The sequence below is a fragment of the Blautia marasmi genome, from assembly GCF_900258535.1.
Taxonomy (GTDB): domain Bacteria; phylum Bacillota; class Clostridia; order Lachnospirales; family Lachnospiraceae; genus Blautia; species Blautia hominis.
Genome location: NZ_OIWX01000001.1, coordinates 1,420,453 through 1,442,312, shown reverse-complemented (window position 1 = coordinate 1,442,312; position 21,860 = coordinate 1,420,453). Strand labels below are relative to the sequence as shown.

Below are 21,860 nucleotides of genomic sequence, written 5' to 3'. Positions count from 1 at the left end.
TTCACAGCTACAGGCAAAAATCCATGCAGAATCGCCTTTGGCGATGGATTCCATAATTTATGCAGCAGCAAGTGCTGCACTATCATGTAAGTATAATGTCTGGTGCAATGTGAATAATATTCAGCAGGAGGGCCAAAACGATGGGCATTTATTTGAATCCCAATAACATTGGGTTTAAAGAAGCAGTAGCTTCCGAAATATATGTGGATAAAACAGGTTTAATAGAATACACAAACAAAGTATTTGGCACTCAGCAGAAATATTTATGCGTCAGCCGTCCAAGAAGATTTGGAAAAACTATGGCAGCCAGTATGCTGACGGCCTATTATAGCTGTGGATGTGATTCAAGGGAGCTGTTCAGAGGACTGCAGATTGAAAGGGCGGAGTCATTTAAAGAGCATTTGAATCAGCATGATTTAATATTCCTAAATATACAGAAATTCCTCAGCCGGGTTGAGAAGCCTGAGGATTTAGTCTTATATCTGCAGGAAAGAGTCCTGGAAGAGTTATATGAAAATTATCCATTTCTGACAGAAAAAGAAAAATGCAAGCCGGTGGAAAAGAAAACCAGAAAACTGGCAGGTATTTTAGAAGAAATATATAAAATAACAGGTAACCAGTTTGTATTTATTATTGATGAATGGGACTGTATTTTCCGGGAAGAGCAGCATGATACAAAAGCACAGACAGAATATCTTGATTTTTTAAGGGATTTGCTAAAAGATGCGGAGTATGCAAAGCTGACTTATATGACAGGGATCCTTCCCATTAAAAAGTATGGGTCACATTCAGCGCTTAATATGTTCATGGAATTTTCAATGACAAATCCCAAGGGACTCGCAGAATATGTGGGATTTACAGAAGTAGAAGTGAAAAATCTTTGTGTGGAATTTGGGATGGACTTTGGAGAGACAAAGCAATGGTATGATGGATATCAATTTAGAAAAGCACCTCATGTATATAGTCCAAAATCCGTAGTTGATGCAATGCTGAATCAGGAATTTGACAATTATTGGACACAGACAGAGACGTATGAGGCATTGAGAATTTATATAGATATGAATTTTGATGGGCTAAAAGACAGTATTGTCCGGATGCTTTCCGGTGAAAGATGCAGGATCAATACAAATACGTTTGTTAATGATATGACATCACTTAAGACCAGGGATGATGTTTTGACCTTATTGATCCATCTGGGGTACTTGGCGTATGATATGTGGGAAAAAGAGGTATTTATTCCGAATGCAGAAATAAGTTCAGAATTTGTAAATGCAATAGAGGGAGCAGGGTGGAATGCCGTTATAAAGGCAATCCGTACATCCGAAATGCTTTTGGAAGCTACGTGGAAAAAAGATGCGGATGCTGTAGCGGAAGGAATAGATGCTTCACATTTAGAGACATCAGTTTTGACATATAATAATGAAAATTCACTCAGTTGTACTATCACCCTGGCATATTATAGCGCAAGGATATATTATGATATTTTCAGAGAAATGCCCACAGGTGAAGGATTTGCGGATATTGTGTTTCTTCCGAAAATTAATCATTCGGATAAACCGGCTATGATAATAGAATTAAAATGGAATAAATCTGCAAAAGGTGCTATAAATCAGATGAAAGAGAAACGCTATATTAAAAATCTGGAGAGTTACTCAGGGAATTTATTGTTAGTGGCAATTAATTATAATATAAAGACAAAGAGACACGAATGTGTGATTGAATCTGTTGAAAAAAACTGACGGTCACGCTGATCATTTTTGCAAAACGGGAGCCCCTGTATGGTGCTCCCGTTTTGCTGACTAGACATGGGCCGCGACTGTTTTTGCGGTCCATTTTCTGGATCTCCAGCGTATCAGATAGGCAGTTCCGCGGAAAAATTCGTCCATGGCAAAGGCGATCCAGCACCCTGCAAGGCCAAGTCCCATGCGGATTCCCAGAATATAGGAAAAGAGAATACTCATGGTCCAGCAGGATATCATAGATACCGTCATGGGATAGATCACGTCCCCGGCGCCGCGCAGGGAATTTTCTTCCACATGGTTGAATCCCCGGCCGGTTTCTACCAGGATATCAATGAGCATCAGATGCCTGCCCATGGCAATGATCTGGGGGTCCGAGGTAAAGCATCCAAGCAAAGGCTCTGCCAGAAGAAAGATCAGGAAGGAAAGGGTCACGTTGGCGCCTATGGTCAGTTTCAGGTTCTGAAGATTTAACTTGTATGCCTGCTCATATTTACCCGCTCCGGCGAGCCATCCTATCATAAGGGAAGTGGATAATCCCAGACTCATACCGAATACATATACGTAAAATACAATATTGGACACATATATTTTAGTGGAGATAGCACCAACCCCCAATATAGCAATGATGGAGGTGGAGACTACCTGGGAAAGATTGTAGGAAATGGTGCTGACACCTCCCGGGATGCCCACCTTCAGCATAGTTGTGACAATTTTCAATGAAGCGGGACCTTTTTTTCTGAAATTCAGCCCCAGCGGTATTTTCCGCAGGAAAGTGAGTATCAGGAGCAGTCCAAACAACTGGCTGCATACATAGGCGGCAGCAATGCCGGATACCCCGGAAAGAGGAAGTTCTACCGGGCGGAAAATGATCAGATAGTCCAGTGCGGCGTTCATACAGTTCATGGTCAGGGACACGCAGACAGATATCTTAGGTTTCCCGTAACTTCTGAAAATACCGGAGACGCTGGATGTCACTGCCTGGAAAAATGAAAACTGCACGGCAATCCGGAAATAGGTGACTGCATAGTCCAAAACCTGCCCTTCCAGATGCATAAGGCCCAGAAGAGGCCTGGCTGCCAGGGAAAGAGAAGTGCCCAGAACCAAACTTAATGTGCCGCACAAGATAATGGAGGTAAAAGCAGCGTCAGAAGCCTTTTCTGTATTTTCAGCACCCAGGTTGTGGTTGATGACTATGGACGCGCCTGTGCCGATCACGGTATAAAAGGTGAGTATCATTCCCAGAAGCTGGGTGGCAGAGCCAACGGCTGCCACAGCATCATCTGAGTAATGGGAGAGCATCAGGGTGTTGATGGTGCCCATCATATTAAGAAGCAGCATTTCCGTAAAAAAGGGCACGAAGATGCGGGACAGGGTCATGGTGCCCTGTGGTGTTTTCATAATGCTTAAGGTTTTGTCATAATGAAAGAATTTCATGGAGTTTCCTTCTTTCTATCTCTGTCACTTTAAGGGAGGAAGTATCAGGACCGCCGGTTTGATATTTGCCTCCGCATCACCGGAAACCGTGATGGTCACTTCTTTTTCCTCATTGATATGGTTTACATAAATTAATAATCTGCCGCAATATGCCCGTCTGAAGTGGGCGCTGTAATCCGTCACATCCGCCAGGTTTCCATTCTCCAGCCCGCATATTCTGCCGTTATCTGCTGTCACATGCAGGAGGGAAGAGTCGGAGAGGACAGGATTGCCCCAGGTATCTCTCATAAGTGCCTCAATTTGATATAACACGGGTTGGGGGCCGGGATGCGGGAAGTCCTCAAAACATTGCAGGGATACGCAGCAGGCAGTGCCTGTAGTTATCAGTGTGTGTGTGACTTTTGTTCCATCCAAAGCGGTTCCCAGTGCTTTCAGTGTGCCGGGCGTGTAGGCAGCGGAAAGAGTAATGGCATCCGCGTCCGGATCTTTCTCAAAAGTGCCCAGGCACTTGTCATTCAGCCATATTTCTGCCCGGGGCAGATTGGTGTAACACTTTATAAGCACTTCTTCTTTTTCCGGGTAGTTCCAGGTATCAGCAACAGGGGTCCATTCCCCCCGGTCAGCGTCCATCCGGGCAGTGGACAGATGTATCATGGGCTTGGAGGACCATAGACTCTGTCTGCGGTAATAACCCGGTTTTTCAAATCCGGCAAGTGTCAGAAGCCCTGCACCGGAGCCATGAATGGGCCAGCCTTTAGCTTCCCCCAGATAATCAATTCCGGTCCAGAGAAACTGTCCTGAGATCCAGGGCTTATCCGTCACTGCTCTCCACGCTTCTAGGCTGTGACCGTTTTCGCTTCCGATAAATGGTTTGCCGGGGAATCTGCGGTGGCTTTCCTCATAGAGATGTTCCTTGTAGTTATATCCGGCAACATCCACAGAGTCCAGGAAGCCCAGTCCCGAAGACAGCTCCGGGAAAGCAGCAGCCAGGGTGACAGGACGGGTCTTATCATTTTCTTTCACGATTTTGGACAGTTTTTGTGCGAGCACAGCCAGGCGTCCGGCATCCGGCCTTTGGGGGTTATACTGCCGTTCCTCCGCCGGTTTATCCGCATCATTGTTGCCTGTCATGGTGGTGAAAGAGGCGTGGCAGTAAGGGTCATTGGGGTAGTCGATCTCATTGCCGATACTCCACATGATAACAGAGGGATGGCAGCGGTCACGGCGCACAAGTGCTGTCAGATCCTCTTTATGCCACTGGGGAAACTCCAGATAGTAGCCCTGGTGCTTTGGGGGATACACATTGTGTCCGGTGCTCCATTTGTTTTTGGGACCTTCCCACTCGTCAAATGCTTCATCTATGACAAGAAAACCCATCGCATCGCAGAGGTCATAAAGTTCCGGCATATGGGGATTGTGGCTCATCCGTATGGCATTGCATCCCATATCCTTTAACTTTCTGAGGCGCCTGCGCCATACTGCGGCGGGCACGGCAGCACCCAGACAGCCAGCATCGTGATGGACGCAGACTCCTTTTATCAGAGTGTTTGTGCCGTTTAAGAAAAAGCCTCTGTCAGCGTCAAAACAGATACTGCGGAATCCGACGCTGCGTGTGTCAATCCTGTATCCTATAGTGCAGTCAGCTTCCGGAGCACACTCACCGGACAGGCAGATCCAGGTTTCTAAAGTATATAATTCCGGTGAATCCGGAGACCACAGGACAGGGGCAGTTACCTCACGGGAAGCCTCAGCCTTGCATACGGTACCGGCAGGGAAGCACATATTGACAGAAGCTTCGGCCTGCACCCCGGAAGCAGCCGAAGGGTTGGTTACGGCCTGCCCTCCCTGTGTTTCATTGGCAGCAAGACCATCATATCCTGTCCTCAAAAGCCTGAATGTAACGGTGGCCCGTACATCCTGCAAGGTATCATTTTTTATCTCACAGGATGTACGAAAGACCGCTTTTTCAGGGGATACCTCAGGTGTTTCAAACGCCGCGCTGTAAGGGACCATATGCACAGGCTCCTGTACTAGGAGCTGTACTTTTCGGGTGATACCGGAGCCGGTGAACCAGCGGGAATCCGCAATATCCCTGTGGTCCACACAGACACAGATGATGTTTTCGCGGTCAAAACAAAACTGTTCTGTAATATCATAAGTAAAGGAAATATAACCGTTTGGCCTGTTTCCCAGATAGTAGCTGTTGCACCAGACACGACTGTTTTTATAGACACCGTCAAAGGCCAGAGACAGCCTTTTACCTTTCCAGGATTTATGGGGTGTGATCCGGAACCGATACCATCCGATGCCGCCTGCCAGGTATCCGGTACCACTGGAATATTCTCTGGAGAACGGAAGAGTTACCGACCAGTCGTGAGGGAGCGAAACCGTCTCCCAGGCTGAGTCATCATACCATGCCTGCCATGCATCCGGGCAGTCTCCCGGATGGAATCTGCAGCTTTGTGTTATGGGATAAAATGTTGTATTCAATGGAATACCTCCTAGTTTCTTTTTCTGCTAAAACATATTATAAGGAAACGGCAGGGGAAAACAATGGAATTGGGAGAGACTTATTGTAAATCAGCGACTTTTTCCCGAAAGGCATTGTAAAAGTCCGCTGGGTGTAGTAGAATGAAAGAAAATTTGAAACCGATTTCAAAATACCGGGATATGGCATGAGTAAGGAGGAAAAAACTGCATGGATCAGAGAGAAAACGGTTATTTATTTGTACATTTTACAGGGGAGTCTCCGGATGGAGAACAGGTGTATTTTGCGCTAAGCAGAGACGGGATGCACTGGCAGGATTTGAATGAGGGCAGGCCGGTGATCCGGTCCGGGATCGGAGAAAAAGGAGTCAGGGACCCATTTATAATAAAGTCTGTCATAGATGGAAAGTTTTATATCATTGCCACAGATCTGAGGATTGCCAGCAAGAAAGGCTGGACGGCAGCACAGATGGAGGGGAGTACCCGGATCATTATCTGGTGCTCTGAAGATCTGCTTCACTGGTCAGAACCCTGGAGTTTTGAGACGGGAATCCCGGGGGCTGGCTGTGCGTGGGCGCCGGAGGCCATCTATGATCCGGAGAAGGGATCCTACCTTGTATTCTGGGCCTCCATGACAAAAGAGCCGGGGGACTCAGCGCATAAACAAAGAATTTATTGTTCCTACACCAGAGATTTTAGGGTGTTCACAGCACCGGAAAAATACATTGAGAGGGATCATCATGTAATAGACACCACCATTATAGAGGAAGAAGGCGTTTTCTACCGATTCTCAAAGGATGAAACCAATAAAAATATACGCATGGACAAAGGCACAAGCCTGCAGGGAGAATTTACGGAGGTATGTGCAGAACAATTGGGCACGCTGATGGGAGTGGAAGGTCCGGCAGCATTCCCCATGGGGGAAAAAGGGAAGTGGTGCCTTATGGTGGACCGGTTTGCAGAAGGACTCGGATACCTTCCCCTCATCTGTACAAGTCTGGAAAACGGTGATTTTAAAGTGGCTGAAGCAGCGGATTATGATATGGGAAATGTCTGCAAACGCCACGGGTCTGTGCTGGTGCTGAAGGAAAGTGAATACCAGCGCTTGTATGAGCGGTGGGGCAGCAAAAATGCGGAACCTGATATAAAGGTAAACATTAATACAAAAGCAGAAAAAGCAGAGATGCGGGACCTGTTTGGCATCTTTTTTGAAGATCTGAACCATGCGGCAGACGGCGGATTATATGCGGAACTGGTTCAGAACCGTGCCTTTGAATTTTGTTCTGTAGACAACCCGGAGTATCATGGACTGACGGCCTGGGAGAAGATTGAAAAGGGTGGGAAAACAGAACTCCGCGTGGAAAAAGAACATGGGCTTTTCCCTGAAAATCCCCATTATCTGGTGATAGAAATACCGGAGACAGGGGAGGATACCGGTGTTTGGAATCTGGGATTCGGGCAGGGAATCTCCTTTGAAAAAGATGAGTCCTATGACTTTACTTGTTATGCCAGAAAAGAGAGGGGGGACTGTGAGCGATTGGAAGTTTCCCTGCGCTCCGCAAATGGACAGGTCTATACCTGTGCAAGTATTTATATGACAGAAGACTGGGAGAAATACCAGCTTACGCTGCAGGCGCCTATGGATGACAGGCAGGGAAGACTGGCTGTAACAGTAAAGGGAAGCGGATGCGTGGAACTTGATTTTGTGTCTTTGTTTCCAAGACATACCTATAAGAACAGAAAGAACGGCCTGCGCAGAGATCTGGCGCAGCTTCTGGAGGATATGCATCCTAAATTTCTGCGTTTTCCCGGAGGCTGCCTGATCCACGGCGGTTCCCTGCACGCCAAAGACAGGGACAGCCTATACCGGTGGAAGAACACCATCGGCCCTGTGGAAAACCGGCCTGCCTGTCGAAATAACTGGGGATATAACCAGACCATGGGACTGGGGTATTATGAATATTTTCTGCTGTGCGAAGATTTAGGTGCAAAGCCTGTTCCTGTACTTCCCGGGGGCTATAATCCCCATACCCGCGAGGGGGCTGTGGGAGATGAACTGGAAGGATATATCCGGGATGCACTGGATCTGATCGAATTTGCCAATGGGGATGCAGACTCTTTCTGGGGCGCCAGGCGGGCCAAAATGGGACATCCCGAACCGTTTCATTTGGAATATATCGGTATCGGTAATGAGGAGGTGGGAGAGCCGTTTTTTGAACGGTACCCTCTTTTTCATAAGGCGATCCGGGAGAAATATCCGGAGATACGGATCATTGGCACCAGTGGCCCCTTTGCGGCAGGCAGGGAATACGACAGAGGGTGGCGGTCCGCAAGAGAGGAGGGGGCTGATCTGGTGGATGAACATTATTACCAGTCCCCGGAATGGTTTATTGCCCATCACCACCGCTACGATGTATTTCCTGAGAATGGGCCCAAGGTATTTCTGGGAGAGTATGCTTCCCATGATAATACCTGGTTCAATGCATTGGCGGAAGCATCTTTTATGGTGGGAATGCAGAACGCAGCCCATGCAGTAAAACTGGCATGCTATGCACCGCTGTTCTGTCATAAGGATTATGTAAACTGGGAACCGGATATGATATGGATGGATAACCATGGGGCAGTGCCTTCTCCCAGTTATTATGTTCAGAAACTTTTTATGAACCATCACGGGGATGTGGTGCTGCAGCAGGAAATTGAGGATAAGGGTCCGTCCGTAATGCTGAGCAGGTATCCGGACAGTCTTCCCGGATCCATTGTCCTGGAAGCCAATGAATCCGAGGTGGTATTTGACAATATCGTGATCACAGAGGAAGAGACAGGGAAACAGTATACATATCCGAAAACAGTGGTGAACCCTGACAAACCGAAGGAAAAGCTCATGGATGTAAGCAGCAGAGACTATACCATTCATCTGCATGCCAGAGAGTTGAGCGGCAAAAAGGGATTTACCATAAGTTTTGGGCAGCAGGATGAGAAAAACCGCCTGTTCTGGGAAATTGGCGGATGGGCCAATCAAGATTCTATCATCGGTGAGGATGTGAATGGGAGAAATTCCTGTTTGATCCAGCGGAGCCGCAGCGTGGAAGTGGGAAGGACTTACGACCTGGAGATCCGTGTTCGGGGCAGAAAGGTGGAGACATTTGTGGATGGAATCCCGGAGCAGGAGACAGAGGTGCTTCTGGTTCTGGCAGAGCCGGTTTATATTACCAGCAGCCTGGAAAAGGACACAGGAGATGTGATCATCAAACTGGTCAATGTACTGCCCCGGGAGCAGAAGGTACAGATATGCCTGGAGGGTGAGGAAAACAGCCGTTTTGCAGGCAGCCTATACAGAATGGATGGATTTGGGAGAGAGGACAGAAACACGTTTGAACACCCGGATCTGGTGACTCCCAAGGTAACGGCAGCCGCGTTTGATAGCAACAGATTTGAAGTTGACATAAAACCGGAATCTATCTGTATCTTAAGGCTGCAAGGCAGACAAAATCCTGTACTTCCGGGGCTTTATGCAGACCCGGATGTGCTGAACTTTAATGGAACTTACTATTTATATCCCACAACAGACGGTTTTTCACACTGGTCAGGGACTAAATTCCATGTGTTCTCCTCCAAAGATCTGAGAAAATGGAAGGATGAGGGGATCATACTGGATGTTGCTTCCGAGCAGGTTCCCTGGTCTGTGGGTTCGGCCTGGGCTCCGGCTGTTTTTCAGCGGAATGGACGGTTTTATTATTATTTCTGCGCAAAAAGGCCGGATGGTGTCTCCTGTATCGGTGCAGCTGTCAGTGATTCCCCGGTGTCCGGGTTTTTGGCACAGCCGGAACCTCTGCTGACCCCTGAAACGGTGCAGGCCGCAGGGGTAAAAATGAGTCAGGTGATAGACCCTTCCATCTATGAAGAGGATGGACAGGTGTATATGCTGTTTGGAAACGGAGAGCCGGCCATTGTAAAGTTAAGTGACGACCTGCTCCATGTCTGCCCGGAAACCATGAAAAACCTGGAGGGCGCAGAGGATTTCAGAGAGGCTGTGACCGTTCTGAAAAGGCAGGGGATCTATCATTTTACCTGGTCGTGCGAGGACACCGGATGTGAGGATTATCATGTGAACTACGGTATCTCAAAAAGTCTGTACGGACCTGTGAGATACCTGTATCCCGTGCTTTTGAAGAGGCCGGAGACGGGTGTGCTGGGGACAGGCCATCACTGCATTTTCAAAGGGTCCGGGGAAGATACTTATTACATGGCTTATCATAGATTTGCCACTCCTTTCAGTGATTATCCGGAGGGAAAAGGCTATCACCGTGAGACCTGTATGGACCGGGTGGAATTCGGAGCAGACGGGTTGATGAAACCGGTATATGTAAATCCATAGAGGAAGAGATAACATATTTAGTAACGATCCAGTAGGTCTGCGCATGCACTGCGCTGACCGTAAGAAAGCATTCCGCAGCCAAGCAAAAATCCCATCGCCAAAAGCGATTCTGCATGGATTTTTGCCTGTAACTGTGAGGTTACTGAACCGTTACCATATTTAATATTCGGAGGAAACAGATTCATGCAGAAATTTTTATCAGAAGCAGATTGTAAATGGCTGGAAGAAACCTTTGCAAGATTCGATCTGAAAATGGAAAAGGAATGTGAAAGGCTGGGGGATAAAATTCCCTACATTCCAAAAAACGGACACTATGAGGAGGATTTGGGAGAACGGGATATCGCCTGGTGGACCAATGGGTTCTGGGGCGGGATCCTGTGGCAGATGTATCACGCCACAGGGAAGGAAATATACCGCAGGAAAGCTGAAAATGTGGAGAAACGCCTGGACAGATCCATGGAGGAATATGAAGGGCTTTACCACGACGTGGGCTTCATGTGGATGCACACAGCAGTGGCGGACTACCGGCTCACAGGCAGTCATGAGTCCTATATCAGAGGCCAGCACGCAGCCAATCTGCTGGCAGGCAGATTTAATGTGCTGGGAAACTTCATACGAGCCTGGAATGACGATAAGGCAGGATGGATGATCATTGACTGTCTGATGAATCTGTCCCTGCTCTACTGGGCTTCCGAGGAATCAAAGGATCCGCGTTTTGAAGCGGTCGCCAGAAAACACGCAGACACAGCAATGGAGAAGATACTGCGCCCGGACGGTTCCTGTAATCACATTGCCATACTGGACCCATTGACCGGAGAGCTTTTGGAAGCACCGGCAGGGCAGGGGTATGAGGAGGGGTCTTCCTGGTCCAGAGGACAGTCCTGGGCAGTCTATGGATTTGCCATCAGTTATGCCCACACAAAAGAACAAAAATACCTGGACGCGGCAAAGCAGACAGCCCACTATTTTATTGCAAATGTATCCCTTACGGATTATCTTCCCCTGTGTGATTTCAGAGCACCCAAGGAGCCGCTGTATTATGATTCCACAGCCGGTGCCTGCGCAGCCTGCGGCCTTCTGGAGATCGCGAAACATGTACCGGAAAATGAGAAAAATCTGTATGAGAAAAGTGCCCTGCGGATCCTGCGTGCCATGGAAGAACAGTTCTGTAACTGGAACCCGGATGAGGACGGAGTTCTGGGTATGGGAAAAGTGGCGTATCATGATGAGGGGGAGAACCTTCAGGTACCTATTATTTACGGGGATTATTTCTTTATAGAAGCAGTTCTGCGGCTGATGGGCAGAGATTTCTGGATTTGGTAGGAGGTGCCTTATGGATAAGAGAAAGCTGAACACGAGGCAGGATTTTGAGAAATGGATGCTGGAGATCCTGAACCCGCTGAAACCGTATTACAGTGAAGAAAAAGCCCGTCTGAACATAGGCTGCACCAGCGCCCATTATCCGGATGAGAGTGCCTGGATGGAAGGATTTTCGCGTCCGCTCTGGGGACTGGCTGCCTTCTGGGCAGGGGGCGGAAGTGATGAGGCCTTTGAAAAGATATACAGGCAGGGCCTGGTTTCCGGTACAGACCCTGCTTCAGTGGAATACTGGGGCAAATGTGGAGATTATGACCAGAAGCTGGTGGAGATGGCTGCCATTGCCTTTGCCATCCTGTTTGCAGGAGAGAAGATCTGGGAGCCGTTGACGGAAAAGGAGAAAAAACAGGTTAGTGTTTGGCTCTGCGAGATAAACCGGAATAAATGCTGTGACTGTAACTGGCGTTTCTTCCACATCCTGGTGAACACGGCACTCAGAAAGACGGGAATGCCCTACGACAAAGAGGGAATGGAAAAAAGCCTGGATTTCATTGAGTCCTGCTACCTTGGCGGCGGCTGGTATCTGGACGGAGAGAACGGACAGGCGGATTATTATATTCCGTTTGCCATGGAGTTTTATGGAATTGTGTACGCAATGGTCATGAAGGAGGAGGATCCCAAGCGGTGCAGGCGTTACCTGGAACGGGCGGAGCAGTTTGGGAAAGACTTTGTGTATTGGTTTGCAGAGGACGGCAGTGCCCTTCCCTATGGGCGCTCTCTGACTTACCGCTTTGCACAGGCGGCCTTTTATTCTGCCTGCGTCATGGCGCATATTGAGCCTCTTCCCCTGCCTGTCATGAAGGGGATCCTTGTACGGCATCTGGAGTATTGGATGAATCTGCCGATCTTTGATCATTCAGGGCTTCTGACCATTGGGTATTGCTATCCCAATCTGCAGATGACGGAGAGCTACAATTCTCCCCAGTCACCCTATTGGGCCATGAAGGCCTTTGCATGTCTTGCCCTGCCGGAGGATGACCCTTTCTGGACCTGCGAGGCGGCGCCTCTTCCTCTGCTCCGGTCAGAGAAATACCTGGAAAAGGCGGATATGATCATACAGAGAAGAGCCGGCGGCAATGTGGTGGCCCTTCCGGGAGGCCGTACCTTTGGACATGTTCATGGCCATACCGAGGAAAAATACGCCAAGTTCGCCTACTCCACAAAATATGGCTTCAGCGTGATGCGCTCCCCGGTGAATGTTCAGGAAGCCGCACCGGACAGTGTACTTTCTTTTGAAGTGCTGGGACATATTTTTATCCGCGGGCAGGCAGAGAGCTATGAGGTGACAAAAGAACAGATCGTTTCTGTATGGTCTCCCCTGCCGGGAATCCTGGTGCATTCCCGTATCATTCCCACCGGTGCGGGACACAGAAGGATACATACTATTGAAAGTGATTATGACTGTACCGCCTATGATGCCGGGTTTGCCCTGCCCATGACGGAACCGGAGGGATGTGAAGTGCGTTCTCTGCAGGGAGAAGGGGAATCCATGGTCATCAAGCCGGACCCCAATACCAACCTGATTCACAGCAAAACTTTGATCCCTGTTGTGAAATATGAGATCCGGAAAGGGAAAAATGTTATAGAGACGGAAGTGTTATATTAGTTCACAGGCCACTGTACCGGGAGGCGTTTTCATGCCGGAAGCATGAAAATCCCGAGGCAGGCAGCGCGATACGGGGCAGAATGCTCATATCGGTGCATCGCGAAGCGCGTTACTGTGCAAAGAGCTACGAAACAGTAACACTATTAGAGATAAAGCCCCTTTTTTATACCGAAAAGGGGCTTTATCTATTTCTGTTAATGAAGTATAATTGGGAAAAAGGGAAAGGCGGGAGACCATGATAAGAAAACCGTTGCCGGTGGGAGTGGACGATTTTGAGAAGTTAATACGAAATGGTTATTACTATGTAGATAAAACATTGTTTATCAGGGAACTGCTTGATAAAAAGGGGGATGTGAGCCTTTTTACACGTCCCAGAAGGTTCGGAAAGACCCTGACCCTTAGTATGCTGAAATGTTTTTTTGAAAATACAGGAAGTGAGGAGAGAAACTGTGAAAATAAAAAGCTGTTTGAGGGGCTTTCAATCTATTCCTGCGGCAGCATCTATACAGAACAGATGGGGAAATATCCGGTTATCAGTATTTCTTTAAAATCAGCAAAACAGCCTGATTTTCCGCAGGCCTTTTATGCAGTACAGGAAGCCATTTCCCAGGAGCATAAGCGGCATCAACCATTTTTAGAAGATATGGATCTGAATCCGCAGGAAAAACAGCGGTATATCCGAATGACCAGGATGGAGGCGGTAAGAGGAGAGTGTAATACATCTCTTCGTTTTTTGTCAGAATGTCTGAGCAAAATCTATAGCAGTAACGTTATTATACTTCTGGATGAGTATGATGTACCCCTTGAAAATGCGTATTTTTCCGGTTTTTATAATGAGATGGCAGAGTTTCTCCGTTCTTTGTTTGAGTCAGTACTCAAGACAAATCCATTCTTGGAATTTGCAGTAATGACCGGGTGCTTGAGGATTTCTAAAGAGTCCATTTTTACGGGACTGAACAATCTGGATATAAATTCTATTTTGGCGGTGAGCTATGGGGAGTATTTTGGTTTTACACAGGAAGAAGTAGACCGAATGCTTCAATACTATGGTCTTGAAGAGAAAAAAGATATAATGCGGCATTGGTACGACGGATATCGTTTCGGTGACGAGGAGGTATATAATCCATGGAGCGTTGTTAAGTTTACCAAGGATTTATGTGCAGACAGAGAGGCGTTTCCTTCCCCTTATTGGGCCAATCCTTCATCAAACAGTATTGTCAGAGGGCTGGTGGAAAGGGCAGATATTTCGGTCAGAGGAGAGCTGGAGGCATTGATCGAGGGCAGTACGATCGAAAAGCCTGTCCATGAAGATATCACATATGGGGATGTGTATCAGTCGGAAGATAACCTGTGGAATTTTCTGTTTTTTACAGGGTATTTAAGGCAGACAGACAGGCGGATGGTAGGGGAAGACCAGTATATCGAGATGGCGATCCCAAATGCAGAAGTTCGTTATATTTATAAGAATACGATCCTTTCCTGGTTTGACCAAAAGGTTCGGAACATGGATCTAGGTGTGCTGTATGAGGCCATAGAACATGGAAATTTCAGGGTGATGGAGGAGGAGATCAGCAGCCAGCTTCAGGAAACGATCAGCTTTTACGATTATGCCAAGAGCTACTATCATGGGTTTCTGACCGGGCTGTTAAAAAATATAGGGAAATACAGGATATTGTCAAACCGGGAATCCGGAAAAGGCAGACCTGATATTATATTAAAAACTCCCAGTATCCGGGGACGGGCAGTTATTTTAGAGATCAAGGTCTCCGCAAAGTTTTCCGATATGGAGAAAGCATGTGCGTCTGCCCTGCGGCAGATAAAGGAACAGAAATACGATGCAGAGCTGCGGGATGAGGGCTACACAGAGATTTTAAAATATGGGATAAGCTTTTACAAAAAGGAATGTATGGTGCGGATGTAAAAAATAGGAGCAGCAGTCAAAGTGAAATTAAGTTTTCACAGACTGCTGCTTATTCTTTATCACATAGGAAATCCCTCTGAACTTTTTTATGTGTAAGAAAGCCCTCCGGGCGGGGTCCTATTTTATATGAACCTGATACAGCACACATCCATGTGCAGGAAGTATAGCCCGGATCTCCAGGTCCTCGCTGCGGCTGATTGCTCCGTCCCACAGATCGGTAAGTGCAGCATCCTCCTCAAATCCTTTTCCAAGGTCGTCCAGACCCACACTGACAGAAGCAGTTTCATCACTGAGATTAAACAGTGCGGTATACAGAGTCCCTTCCTTTTCATCACATGCAGTCCAGACGGCCTTATCCTCATCCAAGCAGATCTGTCTTGGGCGGCAGGAGGGCGGCAGCAGTGCCAGTACCTTCTGGTTTGTGAGCAGGGACAGGGTCCAGTCATCCATTTTGGTCATCTCTGCGCCCAGCATAAGAGGAGAACCGAAAAGGCACCAAAGAGTCATCATGGTTCGCTGTTCTTCTCTGGTGAATCCTGTCATACGCTCCCTGCCGAAGCCTTTTCCGATCCACCCCAGAGGGAGCATATCACAGTCGGGATAACATCCTTCCGAAACCTGTGTCTGCCACAGTTCACAGCGGCGAAACATATCCTTTAAATATTTCCAGTCATCCCAGAAATCGTCCGTGATACGCCACATATTGGCATATTTCTCATAATGCCATGCCCTGTCGATCAGGGCAGGTCCGGGGGAGAGGGAGAATACGATGGGGCGTCCGCAGCGTTTGATGGCGTTTGCCAGCATTTCCACCTCATGGGCCGCGTTATACTGATTCTCCCGGTGAGGGCTTTGGTTGCAGGTGTTGCAGATATCATCACATTTAATAAAATCCACACCCCAGGATGCGTACAGTTCCAGCAGGGAATCATAGTAAGCCTGTCCGGCAGGAGAATTGTTAAGGCCGTACATATCCGGGTTCCAGGGACAGATGGAATAGGGATTGGCTGCCATGTCGGCAGTGACTTCGCTGCCCTTTATCTTCATATGGTCCTGGGCTGCAATACGGGGGATCCCGCGCATGATATGAATGCCGAATTTCAGTCCCAGGCTATGTACATAAGCAGCCAGGGGAGCGAACCCTTTTTGGCCGGCCGAGGAGGGGAAGCGCTCCGGGTCAGGCAGAAGGCGGGAATATTCATCCATTTCCAGTCCGGAAAAGGGAATGTACTGGAACTGGTCTCTCTTAGAACCTGCTTTATGTGCATACCACTGGATATCCACCACAATATATTCCCATCCGTATTCTTTTAAGTGTGCAGCCATGTAGTCCGCGTTTTTCTTTACCTGTTCTTCATTTACGGCAGTGTCATAATAATCATAGCTGTTCCAGCCCATAGGCGGGACTTTTGCAAAACTGTTTTTGTTCATAAAAAACCTCCTGGTATCATTCGGGTAGAAATTTGACTTATTTTAATCTTTTGACTTTTTCCATAACACTAATTATAATAAGATTGTGTGTAAAACAAAAGAATAGAAATTTGATATATAGAGGTAAATTTTTGATGGGGTACAACAGGGGGATATTCGGCGTTCTGAATCAGGACGACATGGAGGGACAGCCGTTGGTTCTGCTGGACGGCGGCGTGGAGAGCCGGTTAGGGGAAACGTACGATTTTTACAATGATGACAGGCCGGGATATGAAGGCTTTCTCTTTCAGTATACACTTGGAGGGGAGGGCGTATTTGAGAAAAATAATTTCGGGTACAAGGTGCGGCGGGGGCAGGGTTTTTTGGTACAGTTTCCCGAAAAGAGCAGATACTATCTGGAAAATGGCCGGGATGAGCCGTGGGAATTTTTATATCTGCATTTTCTGGGAGACGGGGCGATTCCGTTTGTTCGTAAAATAAGGAACATATGCCCGGATCTTATGTCCCTGGATGAAAGCAGCCCGCCGATCCGTATGGCACTGCATCTGCAGAAACGCCTGACAAACGGGGAGCGGCTGCAAAAATACCAGGGCGGGGAGTTTCTCTACCGCTTTCTCTGCGCTCTGCTAAGGGAGACAGAACATCCGGCAGCACAGAAAAAAAGCTCTGCTGTGCAGAGGGCAGCGGAAATCATGGAGGAGGAATATCCAAGGCTTACCGGGATAGAGGAGCTGGCAGCCAGACTGGATCTATCCCCGGAGCATCTGTCCCGGGCGTTTAAGGACGAGATGGGGCGTGCACCCTTGTCCTATCTGACAGGACTCCGTCTGCAGTCTGCCATGAATGATCTGCTGGGCACAGAGTGGAGTATAGACAGTATCGCCAGAAAAAACGGATTTTCCAATGGAAATTACTTTGCAAAAATCTTCAGAAAGCATGTGGGTATTAGCCCGGGCAGCTACAGGGAGAGCAATGGAAACGGTAAATGCAGCAGGAAAGGAATGGGAGAATGAAAAAAATGGGAATTATTTTCGGCAGTTTGATCTTTGTACTGGCCGCTGTGTTTGCGGTCTTTGCCGTGGCAGGTGTACAGAAAAGCAAATCACTTCAGCAGGAAATGAAGCGCATGGACAGGCAGATAAATAAAATGCAGAAAACGTCGGAATCGCTGGAAGAAGAACTGGAGGCGCTGAAGGAAGCGAAGCGGGAGGAAGCAGCAGGTGCCGGTCAGGACGCAGGGACAGCAGAAGGCGCCCAGACAGCAGATGCCCAGGAAGCAGATGTGCAGGAAGCAGATGCACAGGAAGCGCCTCCTGCGGACCAAAAGAGCAGCGGAAGAAAAGTAGCCATCGACCCCGGACATCAGGGACCGGGAGCAGATACAGGGGGAACGGAACCCCTTGGCCCCGGTTCTGAGGAGATGAAGGATAAATTCGCATCAGGCACCCAGGGCGTCTACACCGGTGTTCCGGAATATGAACTGACTCTGGCTGTTTCCATGCAGCTTCAGGAGGAGCTTAAAAACCGCGGTTATGAGGTCATCATGACAAGAGAGGACAATGACACCGCCGTCAGCAACGTGGAACGTGCGCAGATCGCCGCCGAGAACGGTGCTCAGATCCTTGTCAGGATTCACGCCGACGGCAGCGAGGACAACAGCGCAAATGGTGCCATGACTATGATCCCATCTGCTGACAATCCCTATGTGGGGCAGCTTCATGAGGAAAGCAGCAGGCTGGGGGAGGAGATCATCAATGCGTATTGCCAGGCAACAGGCATTAAAAACAATGGCGTAAGGCTCTATGACAATATGACTGGCATCAACTGGAGTACAGTTCCGGTGACCATTTTGGAAATGGGTTTTATGACCAACCAAAGTGATGATGAGAGAATGCAGGACCCTGAGATGCAGAAAAATATGGTACAGGGAATTGCGGACGGCATAGATGCTTATTTTGTAACCGCTCAGTAGGTCTGCACATTGCATGAGGCATGGTATTTCCGATACCGGGAGGGAGACATTTTAAAGTGTTTCTTGAAAGCTTTGCTCAGATGAAATTCATCGTAAAATCCAAAGTTGACCGCAGCCTCATGAAGAGGGGCATCAGGCTGGTGTATCAAAAAGTACCGCACCATCTCCAGCTTGGTCTCCATCTGATAGGCATAGAAGGTCTTTTGGCAGGCTTTCTGAAAGCGGTTATTCAAGGTGCGGGCACAGATAAAATGAGCTTCCGCCATTTCCCCGGCAGTGTAAAACCTCTGGGGGTTAGACTGTATCTGCCGGCAGATTTCTTCTACCAGAGGATCAGACGGTCCTTTGTCTCCGGCGGCAGCCTGCAGCTCTGCGATTTCACATAACAGCAGATTAAAAAGCAGAGAGAGGCGGCAGAGCTTTTCAGGACTGTCTGACCAGAACGCGGATATGATTTCTTCAAAATACATCCGGATGTGGGGATTGTGGCGGCAGTGCAGCAGGGTATGGCATGGAAAAAGTGTGGATGGTTCCATTTTTTCCATGCCGTTTTTTTCGCTCTTCTCAGCGGGGGAGGGCAGCACGTGGAAATACATATGCCTGTTTCCCGGATTACATAGTTTTTCGCCGTAATGGTGCCTGCCGGCGCCGAGGATCAGCAGGTCATCCCGGTGCATTTCATATACACTTCCATCCTCCATGATCTCCCAGTCCCCTTCCAGCATGTAAAGAAAATCATGTTCTGAAAGTACACGGTCGGGATGGACCATGCCGTTAATGGATGTAATATAGTTGGCGCCGGTTATCTGCCGGTGCGCCATTTTTTCCATAAGAAGCATGAGAGACTCTCCTTTTCTATAGCTTTATTTCCATATTATACATGGCATATTCCGTATTGGCAATGGATAGGAAAGCAAAGCTCTGTTAAAATTATCATGACAGATCAAGTACGGTAAGTGATATTGCCGGCAGCCCAAAATGGCAGATGGAGGATGGATAAAATGGACAGAAAAAATTTCAGCAGGCCGCTTTCTCTGAGGAGCGTGCAGATAACCGATGATTTTTGGAAAAAAGAGATGGAGCTGGTGAGGACCCAGATGCTGCCCTATCAGTGGGATGCACTGAATGACCAGGTAGAGGGGGCTGTGCCCAGCTACTGTATGAGGAATTTTAAGATCGCGGGTAAGAAGAACCTGGAGAGAAGAGAGCAGGGGGAAACGTTCCGGGAACCCTCCTACACCTTCCGCGGCTTTGAGGCTCTTCCACAGGACCCCGAACACCCGGAAGATAAATTTTACGGGTTTGTTTTCCAGGACAGTGATTTCTATAAATGGATTGAGGCGGCAGGGTATTCCCTCACCCAGCACCCGGACCCGGAGCTGGAAAAGACAGCGGACCATGCCATTGATATCGTCTGTGCTGCCCAGCAGGAGGACGGATACCTGGATACTTATTATATCCTGAACGGGAAAGATAAAATATTTACAAACCTGAAAGACCATCACGAGCTGTACTGCCTCGGACATTTGATCGAGGGGGCAGTGGCCTATTATCAGGCTACGGGGAAAGATAAACTGCTGAAAGCGGCCATGAGATATGCGGACTATACGGCAGAACATTTTGGCCCGGAAGAGGGAAAATGTAAGGGGTATCCGGGCCATGAGATCGCGGAGATGGCACTGGTCCGCCTGTTTGAGGCCACAGGAGAGGAAAAATATCTGAACCTGGGGAAATTCTTTGTGGATGAAAGAGGCCGCAGACCCTATTACTTTGATAAAGAACACCCGGAAGGTGTGAAAGATCAGCCCGATGGACTCCGCTACGCATACAATCAGGCGCATATTCCGGTACGGGAACAGGAGGAAGCGGTGGGCCATGCGGTGCGCGCGGTCTATCTCTATTCGGGAATGACAGATATAGCCAGGCTGACGCAGGATGAGAGCCTGTATAAAGCCTGCGAAAAATTATGGGATAATATGGTGGACCGGAAGATGTATATCACCGGAGGAATAGGCGGCACCCAGATAGGGGAAGCATTTTCTTTTAATTATGACCTGCCCAATGACACGGCATACGCAGAGACTTGCGCAGCCATAGGCCTTGTATTTTTTGCCAGGAGAATGCTGGAGATGAAACCTGATTCTAGGTATGCGGATGTGATGGAACGGGCACTGTACAACTGTGTACTCAGCGGAATGGCCCTGGATGGGAAAAGCTTTTTCTATGTGAATCCACTGGAAGTAAATCCTGAGGCCTGCCATAAAGATGAGAGGAAGGCGCATGTGAAGCCCGTGCGGCAGAAATGGTTCGGCTGTTCCTGCTGTCCTCCCAACCTGGCAAGGCTGCTGAGTTCCCTCAGCGCTTACGCCTTCACGGAGACAGAAGATACCTTGTTTGTACATCTCTATATGGGAAGTATTGTGAAAAAGCAGGTGAATGGAAAAGAAGTGACTATCTCAATCAGCTCCGGGCTGCCCCACAGCGGTAAGGTGACCATAGAGGTGAGCGGGGAATCCGTACCGTTCACCATAGCCCTCCGGATTCCGGACTGGTGCAGGGAGGAAGCAGGGGGAGAGGAAGCTCAGACCGGTTTTTCACTGAAGGGCGTGCAGGACGATGCCTGTGTCATGAGGGATGGTTACCTGTATGTGACAAAAAGCTGGGATCCGGGAGAATCCATGACTCTGGAATTTGCCATGGATGTGAAAATCCTGCAGGCTGACCCCAGAGTCCGGGAGGACATAGGCAGGGTGGCAGTGGCAAGAGGCCCTGTGGTGTACTGCCTGGAGGAAGTTGACAATGGGGCAGATCTGCATCTGCTTACAGTGGACTGCAGTGCAGAGACCCGCACAGAAGCCTATACAGTGGCAGGGGAACCGGTCACTTCTGTTGTGGCAGATGGATTCCGGCAGAAGCTGCCGTCTATCCGGAAGGGCTTATATCACTCTCTGAAAGCTGCTGTAAAGGAACCGGTTAAGCTTCGTTTCATACCATATTATGTCTGGGCAAACAGGGGAGAAAATGAAATGACAGTTTGGGTCAGACAGGAAAAATAGAAAAAAGGCGAAAAAAATAAAAAAATATCACATAAAATCGAAAAATAATCCATTTTTATTCCTGAAAGATTCGATTATAATGTACTCAGAATAAGAAGAAAATCACGGATCATATAAAGACTAAAAAAAGGAGAATGGTTTTATGTGCGTTCAAGTTTGTTTTAAAGAAGTAAATGAAATTGTGAATTTTGTGAACAAAGTATCAGAGGCTCCCTTCCAGATTGATGCCTGTTACGGCAGCTATATGGTGGATGCCAAATCCATTATGGGAATGATGGCCATCGGGGCCGGCAAAAAAGTAGAACTGAAAATTTATTCCGATGAGGGCGTCGGAAATCTGGAGCAGCTGATCCGGACCTATGCAGCATAAAATTAGCCCGGCAGTTCCCTGCCCCGTGAAAACAGGTACCTGTTTCCGGTAAGATAACCCGGCTCCAAGAGCAGTTTCTGCTCTTCGAG

General features: G+C 48.2%; 13 protein-coding genes. 9 read left to right on the top strand and 4 right to left on the bottom strand.

Annotated elements, in window-relative coordinates; all coding sequences use genetic code 11:
* The first annotated feature begins 140 nt into the window (after nucleotides 1–140).
* Nucleotides 141–1,739 (top strand): AAA family ATPase, encoded by a 1,599-nt coding sequence (locus C6P39_RS06415; RefSeq protein WP_104803193.1) that lies wholly within the window; start codon nucleotides 141–143, stop codon nucleotides 1,737–1,739.
* A gap of 60 nt (nucleotides 1,740–1,799) precedes the next feature.
* Here C6P39_RS06415 and C6P39_RS06410 read toward each other — a convergent pair whose 3' ends face one another.
* Entirely contained in the window at nucleotides 1,800–3,176 is a 1,377-nt protein-coding gene (locus C6P39_RS06410; protein ID WP_095175549.1) for an MATE family efflux transporter, read from the bottom strand.
* Nucleotides 3,177–3,200: 24 nt separating this feature from the next.
* A complete protein-coding gene (locus C6P39_RS06405) occupies nucleotides 3,201–5,666 on the bottom strand; it encodes a glycoside hydrolase family 2 TIM barrel-domain containing protein (RefSeq protein WP_104803192.1) in 2,466 nt (821 codons plus the stop codon).
* Between the two features lie 208 nt (nucleotides 5,667–5,874).
* On the opposite strand from C6P39_RS06405, the gene C6P39_RS06395 reads away from it, so the two are divergent.
* The 4 genes from C6P39_RS06395 to C6P39_RS06380 all read left to right on the top strand — a co-directional run bounded on the left by C6P39_RS06395 (nucleotide 5,875) and on the right by C6P39_RS06380 (nucleotide 14,942).
* Nucleotides 5,875–10,038 carry a family 43 glycosylhydrolase gene (locus C6P39_RS06395; RefSeq protein ID WP_242986955.1) on the top strand — a complete coding sequence of 1,388 codons (4,164 nt, stop codon included), beginning with the start codon at nucleotides 5,875–5,877 and terminating at the stop codon, nucleotides 10,036–10,038.
* A gap of 183 nt (nucleotides 10,039–10,221) precedes the next feature.
* Nucleotides 10,222–11,361 carry a glycoside hydrolase family 88 protein gene (locus C6P39_RS06390; protein ID WP_095175547.1) on the top strand — a complete coding sequence of 380 codons (1,140 nt, stop codon included), beginning with the start codon at nucleotides 10,222–10,224 and terminating at the stop codon, nucleotides 11,359–11,361.
* Between the two features lie 10 nt (nucleotides 11,362–11,371).
* Nucleotides 11,372–13,021 carry a DUF2264 domain-containing protein gene (locus C6P39_RS06385; protein ID WP_104803191.1) on the top strand — a complete coding sequence of 550 codons (1,650 nt, stop codon included), beginning with the start codon at nucleotides 11,372–11,374 and terminating at the stop codon, nucleotides 13,019–13,021.
* 235 nt (nucleotides 13,022–13,256) lie between these two features.
* A complete protein-coding gene (locus tag C6P39_RS06380) occupies nucleotides 13,257–14,942 on the top strand; it encodes an AAA family ATPase (protein ID WP_104803190.1) in 1,686 nt (561 codons plus the stop codon).
* A gap of 117 nt (nucleotides 14,943–15,059) precedes the next feature.
* Here C6P39_RS06380 and C6P39_RS06375 read toward each other — a convergent pair whose 3' ends face one another.
* The gene (locus tag C6P39_RS06375) at nucleotides 15,060–16,373 is read right to left on the bottom strand and encodes a glycoside hydrolase family 27 protein (protein WP_104803189.1); all 1,314 of its coding nucleotides are present in this window, start codon (nucleotides 16,371–16,373) and stop codon (nucleotides 15,060–15,062) included.
* 134 nt (nucleotides 16,374–16,507) lie between these two features.
* On the opposite strand from C6P39_RS06375, the gene C6P39_RS06370 reads away from it, so the two are divergent.
* Together C6P39_RS06370 and C6P39_RS06365 are read left to right on the top strand one after the other, a co-directional pair.
* Nucleotides 16,508–17,386 carry an AraC family transcriptional regulator gene (locus tag C6P39_RS06370; protein WP_104803188.1) on the top strand — a complete coding sequence of 293 codons (879 nt, stop codon included), beginning with the start codon at nucleotides 16,508–16,510 and terminating at the stop codon, nucleotides 17,384–17,386.
* Entirely contained in the window at nucleotides 17,383–18,345 is a 963-nt protein-coding gene (locus tag C6P39_RS06365) for an N-acetylmuramoyl-L-alanine amidase family protein (protein ID WP_104803187.1), read from the top strand. Before C6P39_RS06370 ends, C6P39_RS06365 begins: the two co-directional genes overlap by 4 nt.
* On the opposite strand, the gene C6P39_RS06360 is transcribed toward C6P39_RS06365, so the two are convergent.
* Nucleotides 18,339–19,184 carry a helix-turn-helix domain-containing protein gene (locus tag C6P39_RS06360; protein ID WP_104803186.1) on the bottom strand — a complete coding sequence of 282 codons (846 nt, stop codon included), beginning with the start codon at nucleotides 19,182–19,184 and terminating at the stop codon, nucleotides 18,339–18,341. The two genes, C6P39_RS06365 and C6P39_RS06360, sit on opposite strands and share 7 nt — an antisense overlap.
* A gap of 162 nt (nucleotides 19,185–19,346) precedes the next feature.
* Here C6P39_RS06360 and C6P39_RS06355 point away from each other — a divergent pair, with 162 nt between their 5' ends.
* Nucleotides 19,347–21,401 carry a glycoside hydrolase family 127 protein gene (locus C6P39_RS06355; RefSeq protein ID WP_104803185.1) on the top strand — a complete coding sequence of 685 codons (2,055 nt, stop codon included), beginning with the start codon at nucleotides 19,347–19,349 and terminating at the stop codon, nucleotides 21,399–21,401.
* A gap of 142 nt (nucleotides 21,402–21,543) precedes the next feature.
* Nucleotides 21,544–21,771: an HPr family phosphocarrier protein gene (locus tag C6P39_RS06350; RefSeq protein ID WP_065544432.1), complete on the top strand. Its 228-nt coding sequence runs from the start codon at nucleotides 21,544–21,546 to the stop codon at nucleotides 21,769–21,771.
* Nucleotides 21,772–21,860 lie beyond the last annotated feature (89 nt).